General features: G+C 58.6%; 12 protein-coding genes and 1 riboswitch. Of the genes, 9 read left to right on the top strand and 3 right to left on the bottom strand.

The window, feature by feature from the left end; translation table 11 throughout:
- Nucleotides 1-6: 6 nt before the first annotated feature.
- Both dnaI and ACI5FR_RS17215 read left to right on the top strand, forming a co-directional pair.
- Nucleotides 7-969 carry a primosomal protein DnaI gene (gene dnaI / locus ACI5FR_RS17220; protein ID WP_405456464.1) on the top strand — a complete coding sequence of 321 codons (963 nt, stop codon included), beginning with the start codon at nt 7-9 and terminating at the stop codon, nt 967-969.
- Between the two features lie 146 nt (nt 970-1,115).
- Nucleotides 1,116-1,418, top strand: a complete 303-nt coding sequence (locus ACI5FR_RS17215) for a HesB/IscA family protein (RefSeq protein ID WP_405456462.1) — start codon at nt 1,116-1,118, stop codon at nt 1,416-1,418.
- 148 nt (nt 1,419-1,566) lie between these two features.
- Here ACI5FR_RS17215 and ACI5FR_RS17210 read toward each other — a convergent pair whose 3' ends face one another.
- The gene (locus tag ACI5FR_RS17210) at nt 1,567-1,701 is read right to left on the bottom strand and encodes a YqzM family protein (protein WP_405456460.1); all 135 of its coding nucleotides are present in this window, start codon (nt 1,699-1,701) and stop codon (nt 1,567-1,569) included.
- Nucleotides 1,702-1,987: 286 nt separating this feature from the next.
- Here ACI5FR_RS17210 and trxA point away from each other — a divergent pair, with 286 nt between their 5' ends.
- A complete protein-coding gene (gene trxA / locus ACI5FR_RS17205; RefSeq protein WP_405456711.1) occupies nt 1,988-2,338 on the top strand; it encodes a thioredoxin in 351 nt (116 codons plus the stop codon).
- 92 nt (nt 2,339-2,430) lie between these two features.
- A complete protein-coding gene (uvrC, locus tag ACI5FR_RS17200; RefSeq protein ID WP_405456457.1) occupies nt 2,431-4,497 on the top strand; it encodes an excinuclease ABC subunit UvrC in 2,067 nt (688 codons plus the stop codon).
- Here the strand turns inward: uvrC and ACI5FR_RS17195 are convergent.
- Nucleotides 4,454-6,097 carry a CPBP family intramembrane glutamic endopeptidase gene (locus tag ACI5FR_RS17195; RefSeq protein ID WP_405456455.1) on the bottom strand — a complete coding sequence of 548 codons (1,644 nt, stop codon included), beginning with the start codon at nt 6,095-6,097 and terminating at the stop codon, nt 4,454-4,456. The two genes, uvrC and ACI5FR_RS17195, sit on opposite strands and share 44 nt — an antisense overlap.
- 285 nt (nt 6,098-6,382) lie before the next feature.
- A riboswitch (cyclic di-AMP (ydaO/yuaA leader) is annotated at nt 6,383-6,530 on the top strand.
- Nucleotides 6,531-6,615: 85 nt separating this feature from the next.
- Here ACI5FR_RS17195 and ACI5FR_RS17190 point away from each other — a divergent pair.
- From ACI5FR_RS17190 to ACI5FR_RS17170, 5 genes are all read left to right on the top strand, one after another.
- Nucleotides 6,616-7,956, top strand: coding sequence for a TrkH family potassium uptake protein (locus ACI5FR_RS17190; protein WP_405456454.1), 1,341 nt, complete (start codon nt 6,616-6,618; stop codon nt 7,954-7,956).
- A 15-nt stretch (nt 7,957-7,971) separates the two neighbouring features.
- Nucleotides 7,972-8,643: a potassium channel family protein gene (locus ACI5FR_RS17185; protein ID WP_405456452.1), complete on the top strand. Its 672-nt coding sequence runs from the start codon at nt 7,972-7,974 to the stop codon at nt 8,641-8,643.
- A 31-nt stretch (nt 8,644-8,674) separates the two neighbouring features.
- Nucleotides 8,675-9,916 carry a cation:proton antiporter gene (locus ACI5FR_RS17180; RefSeq protein ID WP_405456449.1) on the top strand — a complete coding sequence of 414 codons (1,242 nt, stop codon included), beginning with the start codon at nt 8,675-8,677 and terminating at the stop codon, nt 9,914-9,916.
- Nucleotides 9,917-10,027: 111 nt separating this feature from the next.
- Nucleotides 10,028-10,873, top strand: a complete 846-nt coding sequence (locus ACI5FR_RS17175) for a hypothetical protein (protein WP_405456447.1) — start codon at nt 10,028-10,030, stop codon at nt 10,871-10,873.
- Between the two features lie 88 nt (nt 10,874-10,961).
- Nucleotides 10,962-11,747, top strand: coding sequence for a M55 family metallopeptidase (locus tag ACI5FR_RS17170; protein WP_405456445.1), 786 nt, complete (start codon nt 10,962-10,964; stop codon nt 11,745-11,747).
- A 767-nt stretch (nt 11,748-12,514) separates the two neighbouring features.
- Here the strand turns inward: ACI5FR_RS17170 and ACI5FR_RS17165 are convergent.
- Nucleotides 12,515-12,818 (bottom strand): LysR substrate-binding domain-containing protein (locus ACI5FR_RS17165; protein ID WP_405456442.1); only part of this gene is annotated, 304 nt, incomplete at its 5' end.

Below are 12,818 nucleotides of genomic sequence, written 5' to 3'. Positions count from 1 at the left end.
GGGACAGTGGAATCATTATCGCGGTTGTTGTCGGGTCTGCCGGACATGACCTTCATGCAGAAGGCGGAGAAGACGATCCAGGAGCTGCTCTCCGATCCGCTTATCGCCAAGCTGCGGGCGAAGCATCCCGAGCTGGACGAGCCTACGCTAAAAATTCATATGAATCGGTTGTACCAATACGTGACCGAGTACCGCAACTGCTCGAATTGCCCGGGGCTAGACAAGTGCCCGAACGACTTCCAAGGGCATTACACCCGGCTCGCCGTGGAGGAGAACGCCGGGCACACGTACATCCACGATTACAAAGTGGCCTGCAAAAAGCAGCTCTCCGAGAGCACGCGGCAGGCGATCCGGAGCCGCATCCGCAGCTTTTACATTGACGATAAGGCGCTGGAGGACGGATATTCGAGCGAGGATATCTTGCTCATGGACCTGGAGCGGGCGCAGGCCGTAAGCCAGCTGCAGGATTACATCGACCGGACGAAGGAGGACGGGCTGCAGCGCGAAGGGCTGTACCTCGTAGGGAAGTTCGGGACGGGCAAGACGTTCCTCATGTGCTACATGCTGCATCAGCTGGCCCAGCAAGGCTTGACCGGGGTGATCGTGTACATGCCGGATTTCGTAGAGGACCTGAAGGCGATGATCGCCGAGCCGCAGCGGCTCAAGGAGACGGTCGAGCTGATGAAGGAGACCGATCTGCTCGTGTTCGACGACATCGGGGCGGAGAACTTGAACCCTTGGGCGCGAGACCATGTGATGGGCGCGATCCTCAACTACCGGATGAACCGGAAGCCGACGTTCTTCACGTCCAACTATGAGCTGGACGCGCTCGAGCAGCACTTCAGCTTCACGAGCCGCGACGGCGAGGAGGAGTTCAAGGGGCAGCGTATTATGGACCGGATTCGTCCGTTCGTGAGCGTCATCACGGTGGGTGGCTACAACAAGCGGGGAGCGGGAAAAACGCTGTAGACGTTTTTCGCGCTGTGTCGGCCCGTTCTGCGGTTGCGTTCAGGTTGCGTTCAGGCTTCGCTTCCCTTACAATGAAGGTGCCACAGGGTAGCCAAGCCCTACGAGTGCGTCACTTAATTATGAGGGATCCAAAGGAGATGTTCGGGATGGACGTAAAAATTACGCGCAACGCCGCTAAAGTCTTGCTGCAGGAGCTGGAGAAGGAAGAGAATAAGGACCTGAAGCTTCGCGTGCTGGTCACCCACAAGCATGGCGATCATGCCCACTATGGCCTCGATCTGGACCAGCCGGGGGAAGGCGACGAAGTCGTGTCCACCGACAAAGGCATCGACGTGATCGTCGCGAAGGACGAGCCGCTGCTCGACGGTGTGAAGATCGATTACTTGTACGGCAAGGAAGAGGGCTTCATGATCTTCAATCCTAGCCAAGGCAACCACGGGGACCATTAATCGGTCTTACATATGTTACGACATGGAGGAGCCATCCGAGCGGGTGGCTTCGTTTTTTGGGTTCTATCGGGGGAGCTGGGCCACCAGCCAACACAAAAAGAGCCACCCGAGGGTGGCCCTGTCTGTTCTGTTCGTCGAGAGTCGGCTCTTATATGTACAGCTTAATAATCGTAGCCGCAAGCGCCATTAAAAAGAAAAATCCGAAGGTCACACCCAGCCCGATGCCTACATCCAGGAAATCGTTGCTAGGTTCTTCGTTGACGTGAAGTCTGGGGTCATTCATACAAGTATGCCTCCTACACCCTTTTCCTTATGCGTTCAGTATACCCAAGGTGCGCCTGCCTTGTAAAGCTCAAGAAAGTGACAATTGTGCAACAATTGCAGAACTTTCTCGATACCGATCGCTAACTTTTCCTAGTATGCACCTTCATACATCCCCTCATGCACCCTGAATTATACAGCCGCCCGGGCTCATGATCAACCTCGAGTTGAGGCACACTTTACATGTTGACCAAAATTGATTAATATTACAGCATACCCGTACTTACATTTTATAAGTCGGACTTGGCATTTACCCAAAGCGCTTAAGGAGGACATCCAATATGGCAATCGTCAGCGTATCTGACCAATCGTTCAAATCCGAAGTTGAAGGCGGCGGAACCGTCCTTGTAGATTTTTGGGCCCCTTGGTGCGGCCCTTGCAAAATGATCGCTCCGGTACTGGAAGAGCTCGACCAGGAAATCGGCAGCCAGCTCAAAATCGCGAAAGTAAACGTCGATGACAACCCGGAATCGGCCGCTCGCTTCGGCGTAATGAGCATTCCTACCTTGATCGTGTTCAAGGATGGGCAGCCGGTTGACAAAGTGGTGGGCTTCAAGCCGAAGGACGCGCTGAAGAGCGTGGTAGGCCGCCATATGTAAGCTTGGTCCTCATGGGGGCTGGGAGCAAAGAGAAGGCTCTTTTTCGGCTAGCTGAAAAAGAGCCTTTTATTTCTTGGTGGAGGGGAACGTAAGTGAAGGACGACCGCAAGGCGGTGCAGACCGCAATCCGCAACAAGCTGGCGCTCCTGCCGGCGCAGCCGGGCTGTTATCTCATGAAGAACAAGGACGGCGTCATCATCTACGTCGGCAAGGCGAAAGTGCTGAAGAACCGCGTGCGGTCCTACTTCATGGGCAGCCACGACGCCAAGACGCAGCGGCTGGTCGCGGACATATGCGATTTCGAATATATCGTGACGTCGAGCAACGTGGAAGCGCTCATTCTGGAGCTGAACTTGATCAAGCAGCATCAGCCCCGCTATAACGTGCTCCTGAAGGACGACAAGACGTTTCCGTATATCAAAATTACGAATGAGACGCATCCGAGATTAGAGGTTACTAGGAAGGTGTTGAAGGATAAAGGCAAATATTTCGGCCCTTATCCGAACGCGTTCGCGGCGCAAGAGACGAAAAAGCTGCTCGACCGAATGTTCCCGCTGCGCAAGTGCAAGACACTGCCGGAACGGGTATGCCTGTATTATCACCTGGGGCAATGTCTCGCACCGTGCGAGTTCGATGTGTCCCAAGCGGAGAACGATAAGCTCGTCCAGCAGATTACGAAATTCCTGAACGGCGGGCATGAGCAGATTAAGGATGAGTTGACCGAAAAAATGCAGACCGCGGCCGAGGAGCTGAACTTCGAACGGGCGAAAGAGCTGCGCGACCTCATTCACAGCATCGACGCCCTGATGGAGAAGCAGAAAATCACGATGGCCGACCGGACCGACCGGGACGTATTCGGCTACGCGGTGGACAAGGGCTGGATGTGCGTGCAGATTTTGTACATCCGTCAGGGTAAGCTGATCGAACGGAAGACGTCGACGTTCCCGTACTATAGCGACGCGTACGACGACTTCATCTCGTTCGTCACGCAATATTACGGCGACAACCCGGCGTTGCCGCGGGAGATTTTCCTGCCGGTCGAGACGATCGAAGCCCCGGCGGCTGACAAGGGCATGCCGGCTGGAGAAGCTGCCGCCGCGAAGGAAGCGTCGGTGTCGGCGGCGGCCTTGGTGGCGGCTATCTCCGCCGAGTCGGCGGAGAGCGACCTACAGGCCGACGCCGACCACACGGCCGACGCAGCGGATGTAGCCGACGTCGGTGGCGTCGATACTGCTGCCGCCGTCGCGGCCGGGGAGGCATCCGCCGAAGCGCCGTCCGCCGCCACCGTAGCCAGCCGCGACGCGCGCGAGGCGCTCGAGAGCTGGCTGAAGGTGAAGGTGGTGCAGCCGCAGCGCGGGCTGAAGAAGCAGCTCGTCGGGATGGCGATGGAGAACGCCCGGGTCGGGCTGGAGGAGAAGTTCCGTCTCATCGAACGGGATGAAGGCCGGACGGTCAAAGCGGTCGAGAACCTCGGCCAATGGCTCGGTACCGAAGCGATCCGACGCATCGAGGCGTTCGACAACTCGAACATCCAGGGCACCGATCCGGTGTCCGCCATGGTTGTCTTCGTCGACGGCAAGCCGGACCGCAAGGAATACCGCAAGTTCAAGGTGAAAACCGTCCGAGGACCGGACGACTACGAGACGATGCGGGAAGTGATCCGCCGCCGCTACGAGCGGGTGCTGAAGGAGAGCTTGCCGCTGCCCGACCTCGTCGTCGTCGACGGCGGCAGAGGGCAAATCTCGGCCGCCTTGGACGTGCTAGAGAACGAACTGGGCCTCTATATCCCGGTGTGCGGCCTCGTGAAGGACGAGAAGCACAAGACGGCGCAGCTCATGATGGGGGATCCGGCGGAAGTCATACCGCTCCCGCGCGACAGCCAGGAATTTTATTTGCTGCAGCGTATCCAGGACGAGGTGCACCGCTTCGCGATCACCTTCCACCGGGAGACGCGGGCCAAATCCATGGTCGCCTCCCGGCTCGATTCGATCCCGGGTATAGGCGAGAAGCGGCGCAAGGCGCTGCTCAAGCATTTCGGATCGATCAAAAAAATCGGAGAAGCGACCATCGAAGAGCTCCGGTCGCTCGGAATCGGCGAGAAGCTGGCCGTCGACATCAAGAAGGCGTTGCAGGGGGAAGAGTCGACCCCGACGACTTGAGCCGGGCGCCGCGACGACGGTGCCACCACCAGATCGCGCCGGCTACCAGCGCCGGCGAGGCCAGGTAGACGATGCCGGCGAGCGCCAGCCCGGCATCCGAACCGCCGATGAGCGGCAGCGCCATCAGCGTGCTGTCAATGACGGCGTGGGCGAAGAGCGCCGTCAGGAAGCCGTACTTCAGCATGGCATAGCCGAACAGGAGCCCAAGCAGCGTAACCTCGATCAGCCGCGTATACACCGGATAGATCGGATACAGCGTGTGGTTGAACGCCCAGATCAGGCTCGGCGCGAGCACGGCGATGAACTTATGCCGAATCAGACGATGGAAGAAGGCGACGCCGAATAATCGGTAGATCGCCTCTTCGGATATCGCCGCAGCCCAGGCCATGAGCGGGAACAAGCCCGGGTGCAGCAAGTTGTAGTACGAGCTGCTCGGGTCGTTCACCGACCACATGCCGAACCCCGCCTGCGCGATCCACAGCATGACGCCCTGCAGGCCGAGCATGAACAAGGCGAGCCCGTAGCCGCGTCCCATCGAGCGCAGCGTCTCCCGGCCGAACTCGGTTTCCCCCCAGCGAGGCCAGGCGGCGCCATCGTACACCCGCCACATGGTCGTCCCTGCGGTGAGAGACAAGTACGTAACCAAGCCCAAGGCAGCCGCGAACAGGGTCGAGATGATCGATAGCGCGATCGCTGTCGCATGACCGCTGAACGGATCCGGGCTTTCGGAGAAGCCGAGCGCTTGCATCGCCGGCAGCTGGTTCCAGTTGTTCAGGGCGTACAGCCCCACGAACACCAGGGCGAGCAGAACCCCTCGGCGGAACGCCGTCACCTTGCGCAGCCGGATCGCATAATAGATCGCGCCTAACGCCATGATAGCGGTCAGGATCAAATTCCAGCGCGACATGCCGCCGGAGGCCGATTCCTGTCGGTCCAGCCAAGCCTTGTAGGCGTCAGGCGCTTGAAAGCCCGCATGGTAGGCGGTTACCTCTAGTCCGCGCACTTCCACCTCGCGCTCCAGTACGGCGTCTCCTATGCGCTCTCCCGGGATTGTGAACACATAGCGGTAAGGATGCTTCGAATCCGGCCCTCGCACGGTGTATGATTGCGGCAGTAACGCATTTTGCCTCAAATAAGTTTCCGCGATCCGTTGTCCCTCTTCCTTGGCCGGGGCCGAACCGACCGCTTGCCTGCGCCAACCGGCCACGGCGCCCTTTTCCATCTCGATGTCCACCAAGTAACGAGCGCCGGAGCTATTCTCCATCTCCACCTGCCAATATTCAACCGGATACAGCGTCCGGTAGCGTTCGGCATAAGCCGGTGCGAGCTTTTCTTTGGTTAAATAGCCGCTCAGCACGGTATCAACCTGGAACGAGACCGGGCCGACGATACGGAAAGGGGAAGTTCCGCCGGTCTGCTGCTTCACCCACGCTTCTGCGGCCGCGGCAGCCGCCTGCTTCGTCAGAGCGCGGTCGGTTTCGACCGAGAGCTTGGTGCCGTCTCGTCCGTTAGCGACAGGCAGCCAATTGGTGGCGACGAACAGAGCGAGGCCGATCACAGCCAAAGCGATCCAGCGATAACGGTTTACGAATATGCGCATACAAGAGCTCCTTTTTAAGACCGCTTCCGAAAAATTTTGAAACTTGGATAAACTTGGTCGGGGATTCGTAATTAAAAGTTAGCACACCTCGCCGGGAAAACCAACTTTCCCTCCTCACCTCTATTATTATGGCTAAAACGAAAGAAACCGCTCAATAGTTCAGGCTAGTCGATGAAAAGAATGCTCTGGCCTCGCCAATTCCTGAGTGTTAACGCTTTCCGAGCGCTATTTCGGCCCAAAAAGACTTTGTACTACGCTGGGAAGAGGACTATAATACGAATCAATTGAACAAAAAAGCCGAATTTCCAAGGGAAAACGGGGGAACCATTTAAGTAGGGGTGAATTTTGCCAGCGATGCTCGGCATCGTCAGCGAATAGGGTGGCCTGCCACCCGAATCCGTCAGCTAACCTCGTAGGCTATGACAGGGAACCAGACCGCAAGGGCATTGGGCTTCCGATGCCTTTTTTCTGCTGCCTTCCTCCCGTTTTTCCCAGGATACAATTGAGGTGACCCCAGCTTGAGTGTAACGAAAAAGTTTCTCCAACTTACGCCTCCGCAAATTTTGGCGCTTGGTTTTGCGGGGATCATCCTGTTAGGCGGGGTCTTGCTGTCCCTTCCGATATCTTCTTCCAGCGGACTAGGCCTGGACTTTATCGATGCCCTCTTCACTTCTACATCGGCGACATGCGTGACGGGACTCGTCGTCGTGGATACGGGCACTTATTTCAGCGTATTCGGTCAAGTTGTCATTATGATCCTAATCCAGGTCGGTGGACTCGGCTTCATGACGATGGCGACGCTGATCGCGCTCGTGCTCCGCAAAAGAATCTCCCTGAAGGAAAGGCTTATCCTGCAGGAAGCGATGAACCAAGGGAGCATGGAGGGCATCGTACGTCTCATTCGCAAGGTGCTGGTGTATTCCCTCACGATCGAATTGACGGCTGCGCTTCTGTATGCGATCCGCTGGTCGTTCGATATGAGTGTCGGCAAGGCGGTGTACTTCGGGATCTTCCACGCAGTCGCCATGTTCAACAACGCCGGATTCGATATTTTCGGCGGGTTCCGCAGCTTGACGATGTATGTGGATGATCCGATCGTGAATCTGGTGACGATGCTGCTCATTATTTTGGGCGGGCTCGGGTTTATCGTCATCTCGGATGCGATTGAGTACCCCAAAACTCGCAAACTATCGCTGCACTCGAAGGTCGTGCTGTCCGCCACATCGTTCCTGATCGTGATCGGCGCGATTGTCGTGTATGTGTTCGAATATACGAATCCGGCTACGCTGGGTCCGCTGGATTGGACGGGCAAAATTTGGGGCGCCTTCTTCCAATCGGTTACCCCGCGTACGGCTGGAGCCAATACGATCGATATTGTCGGGATGAGGCAGGCGACGCAATTTTTCACGATCATCCTTATGTTCATCGGTGCATCGCCGGGTTCGACGGGGGGCGGGATCAAGACGACGACCTTCACTACCTTGATCGGGGCCGTGATCGCCATGATCCGCGGGAAGGAAGACATCGTGTTGTTCCATTACCGGCTCGCGAAGGACCGCATCTACAAGGCCATCACGTTGACCATTGTTGCGTTGTCCCTGCTCGTGTTCGTGTCGATGGTGCTGTCTACCACGGAGGATCACAACTTCCTGATGATATTGTTCGAGGTAACTTCCGCCTTCGGTACGGTTGGGCTCACCATGGGACTTACGCCCGACTTGACGGTGTTCGGCAAAATACTGATCATGCTTACGATGTTCGCGGGTCGACTCGGGCCCTTGACGCTCGCTTATGCGCTTGGACCTAAGGCGGAGAAAGAGCTGTACCGGCACCCGGAAGGCAAAATTATTATCGGTTAGGGGAAATGAGTAACAATGAAATTAAAACAATTCGCAGTCATCGGGCTCGGCCGCTTCGGCTCCAGTGTGGGGGCGGAATTGATCCAGCAAGGCTTCGAGGTCATGGGGATCGACAAAAACGAAGAGGTCGTAGACGAAATGTCGGATAAGCTGACGCATGTCGTGGCCGCCGACTGTACGGACGAGGAGACGCTGAAGGCGCTTGGCATCCGCAACTTCGACTGCGTTATCGTGGCGATCGGCGACGATATCCAGTCCAGCATCCTGACGACGATCCTGCTGAAGGACTTGGGGGTGCAGACGGTCGTGGCCAAGGCGCTGTCCGACCTGCACGGCAAAGTGTTGGAGCGGATCGGTGTGGACCGCGTCATTTTCCCGGAGCGGGAGATGGGTATCCGCGTCGCGCACCAGCTGACCTCGCCGAACCTGCTCGATTATATCGAATTGTCGAAGGATTATACGATTGCCGAGCTGTCCGTGCCGAAGTGCTTGAACGGCCGGTCGCTAAAGGACTTGGATCCTCGCGCCAGACACGGCTGTAGCGTAGTGGCAATCAACAAGAAGGGCGGCGTCATCATCGCCCCGAACGCGTCGGACGTGCTGAACGAGAAGGACGTTATGGTCATCATCGGCACGAACAAACAGATCGAACAGTTCGAGAACGAACTGGAGACGGCCAAAAAGTAGCGGAATTTTGCGATCAAGGGGTTGAGCTTGCATGGAGCAGGATACAGGAATCGTGATCGAGCATGTGCTGCTGCTCCTCGTGCTGATCTTCGGCCTGGGCATGGTGTCGGGGAAACTCGCTTCGGCGCTGCGCATCCCGGATGTCGCCATGTTCCTGGTGGCGGGGATCGTCGTGGGACAAGGCTTTCATCTAGTGAATGAACCGTCCACCTCGTTCACCAATCAATTCATCCTCACCTTGGGCTCGGTCCTCATCCTGTTCGATGGGGGGCGCAATATCCGCTTGTCGGGGCTGCGCAAGGTGTGGGTCACCCTATCGCTGCTAAGCGTGCCCGGCGTGTTGATCACGGCCGGGCTCGTCGGCTTGACGGCGCATTATGCCCTGGACTTGCCTATACCGTATGCGCTGCTGCTCGGCGCGATCATCAGCTCGACCGATCCGGCTACGATCATTCCGGTCTTCCGGCAAGTTCGCATCCGGGAGAAAATCCGCGAGACGGTGGAGAGCGAGTCGGCGTTCAACGATGCGACCGGCTCGATCTTGACGTTCTCGATCATCGCCTACATCCTGGGTACCGAAGAAGTGTCATTCGCCGGCGCCAGCCTCGATTTTGTCATCTCGGCGGCCGGAGGTATCGTGCTCGGCGTGGCGTTGGCGTTGATCGCCGTATACTTGGTTGCCCATTCCCGGATCGGCACGCTGCGGGAGTATACGACGATCGCGATGCTGACAGTCGCCATAGCCGCGTACTTGCTCGGCGAGATGCTAGGCGTCAGCGGATTCATGGCCACCTTCACTGCCGGGCTCATCTGGGGCAACAGCTCGCAATTCGGCCTTCGGATGGAGGACAAGCATCACGAGATGGCACACTTCACCGACAACGTGACGGCGCTGATGCGGATGCTGATTTTCATTCTGCTAGGCAGTCAGGTCGACTTCGCCCATGTGTACGAGTATTTGTGGCCGAGCCTGGGTGTCATGGTCGTGTTCATGTTCGTCGCGCGTCCGCTGACGGTGTTCCTCTGCGCGCTTCCGGACAGGCGAGCCGAATGGACTTGGCGGGAGCTGCTGTTCATGTGCTGGGTGCGGGAGACCGGGGTAATCCCGGCGGCATTGTCGGGCATGGTCGCCGGGCTCGGCATCGCACATACGGACGCGATCGCGTCGGTGACGTTCCTGGCGATCCTGCTCACGATTCTCGTCCAGGCGAGCACGACCGCATACGTGGGTCGCAAGCTGGGGCTGGAGGAGAAGGCGGGAGCGCGAGGTTGAGCGGTTGTGTCGCGTTAGAAGGATGCTCGTACCAAGTTAACAATATCCCCTTGTAGGGAGGGCCATGGAGAGGTAGGATGGGAGTATCTTAGCATTCGGGAGGTCCGGCCCATGTCTATTATTCGCATGCCAACAGGGTATTACCGTCAGCACGATGCCGATTTCACGCAGGAGGTGCCGGCCGAAGGCTTCGGAGGCTGGGAGAAGGCGGAGCTCGACTTCGACACCGCGCGTTCCGCTATCGTCGTGATGCACGCGGCTGATTGCGGCACGCGGGAGCAGGCGCCCGGGCGATATCGCTCGGTAGAATACTTGACACGCTCCAATACCATCGCCGAGACCGTGTTCCCTGCTCTGCTGCGGGGCGTGCGGGAGGCGGGGTTGCGCGTAATTCACCTGCCGTTTCCGGGCGGCTACTACCAGGAGCTGCCGGGCTACAAGGAGACGGTGGCGATCACGGAGCGGCGCCGGCAGTCGATCGTACCGGCGTCTCCGCAGCCGCAGTCTCGGCTAGCGAATCCCGAGGAATCGGTGCGCGCCCGCCTGCAGCGGTTCCGGCGCGACCACGTATTCCCGGGCCGGCACAACGCGGAAGCGAACGCCTTTGCACCGCCGTTCCGGTTCTACGCGCAGGCCGAGCCGCTCCCGCACGAGCCGGTCGCCGAGAACGAGGCGCAGCTCTTCGCCTTATGCGAGCATTATGGCATCGAGCACCTCGTCTACGCAGGCTTCGCCATCGACGGCTGTCTGCTCACTTCCTCGGGCGGGATGCTCGATATGGCGCGTCGCGGCTTGATGTGCTCCGCGATCCGGGAGGCGGTGACCGCAATCGAGACCAAGGAGAGCGCCCGGAACGAGACGGCCAAGGAAATCGCGTTGTGGCGGGTCTCGATCGCTTTCGGCTTCGTCTACGGGTTGGACGACTTTCTGCTAGCGCTTCGTTCGGATCGGACATAGAGTTGATTTTTTGACAAGTTATCGTCTCGCCGGAGTGGTTTACCAAACGATGGCTTCACGTTATAGTGAAGACGGGAGGTGTTGGCAGGTGAAGGTGTACATACTGACCGACATGGAAGGGATCAGCCTGGTCTACCATTGGAACCAGGTCAAGCAAGGGCATCCGTTCTACGAACGGTACCGGTCGATTCAGGCCCGAGAAGTAAACGCTGCCATTGAGGGAGCGCTTGAGGCTGGGGCTACCGAGATCGTTGTGAATGATGGGCACGGGTCCGAGGACTACAATTTGCTGTGGGAGGAGCTGCATCCGAGCATCTACCTGGAACGGCCGGCTTCCAGCCGCAGCATCCTTCCTTCGCTCGACAGCTCGTTTCACTCGATGCTGTTCGTGGGGTATCATGCCATGGAAGGCACGCCGGCTGCGGTCATGCCGCACACACAGAGCTCGGAGAACTGGCAAGCGTACCGGGTGAACGGCCAGGTATACGGCGAGATCGGGCAAATGTCGCTGATCGCGGGCGGCGAGTCGGTGCCGGTCGCGTACATCAGCGGCGATCGGGCCGCGGTCGAGGAGGCGCGCGGCCTGTTGGGCGACGATCTGCCCGGCACGATCGTCAAGTGGGGGTTCCCGGGCGGCCGCGCCCGGAGCTTGCATCCGGATGAGGCGGTTCACCGCATCCGGGAAGACGTCGCGAAGGCGCTGCGCCAGGAGCGGCGGCAGCCGCTGGTCCGCGAAGCGCCGTACGAGGTGCAGGTGACGTTCAAGTCGACGGCCAAGGCAACCGAGTTCGCCGGGCGTACCGGTGTGGAGCGCGTCGACCCGTTCACGATCAGCAAGACCGTGCAGGATGTACGGCATATTTTGGATTTATAAGGAATGGTTTTTTCTGCAATCCCCGGGCCTCGTATAGCCCCGGGGATTGTTCGCGTTGAGCCGGTTATGAGCAGCAACGAGCGGGATGAGGCGGACGGAGGAGCTGTAGAGTAGAAAAGTTACCTTCGAGATCGGGAAAACGCAGCCGGGGGAGCTGTAAAGTAGAAAAGTTACCTTAGAGAACGGAAAGGCAGGGACTGTGCATACAATTACCGCCATCGACTAAGCTGCCCAAAAACTAACCAATCTTTCCTACCTTCCTCCCTCAGTAAACGTGGCAGCAGAGGACTAGGGATGGGTGTAAAAACGGGAAGCGCGACACCCGAGTGGGCAGGAGGATGGCCGGGAAAGCAAGACGTGGTACCCGAAGAGGGCAGGGGTCGGCATCCGCAATCCATCCCCTGCCCGGCACGAGCGCAAACGGCGCCACCCACCGCTTCCGCTTAACACCCTATTTCTGCCTCACGCACCAAAATTCCGCCCACCACCAAGTAACCATTCTTTCTACCCTTCCTCCCCCAGGAAACGTGGCACACCCGAAGAGGGCAGGGGGATGGAGCGGAGAAACGAAGTGTCCGCCTTTGAAATCGTGTCGCCACCTCAGCAACTATTCAATCCAAGCGTCACGATTTCAACAGCGGTCGGAGCCCATCGCCCTGCCCGGCACGAGCGCAAACGTCCCGCCACCGCCAGCCTTTCCCCTGCTGCAACTGCCACCCGCCAGCCCATCGCCGTGCCCTCACAATATGCTGCCGCCACGATTCCCCCTACCCCCCATAATAGCGCCGAGCCTTCTCGATCCACAGCAGCGTGGACGCGTTCAAGGACGACGGCTCCCCGAAAATGAGCGACGTCGTCCGAACCGTCTCGCGCAGCTCGTTCACTTCCCGCAGCAGCAGGCCGCTGTTCTCGAGCAGCGTCTCGCGCAGGTAGGACTTCGGCAGCAGCGTAGCGGCGTTGCACGTCGAGACGAGGCGGATGATCGCTTCGAACGAGTCGATCTCCATCAGCACGTCCGGAGAGACGGAGTAGCGCAGGAACAGCTCGTCCATCATGATCCGGTACCAGGTC

It is taken from the genome of Paenibacillus sp. HJGM_3 (assembly GCF_045062745.1).
GTDB lineage: Bacteria > Bacillota > Bacilli > Paenibacillales > NBRC-103111 > Paenibacillus_AA.
Note: the sequence above shows the minus strand (reverse complement) of the source record. Positions and strands in the feature narration are given on the sequence as shown.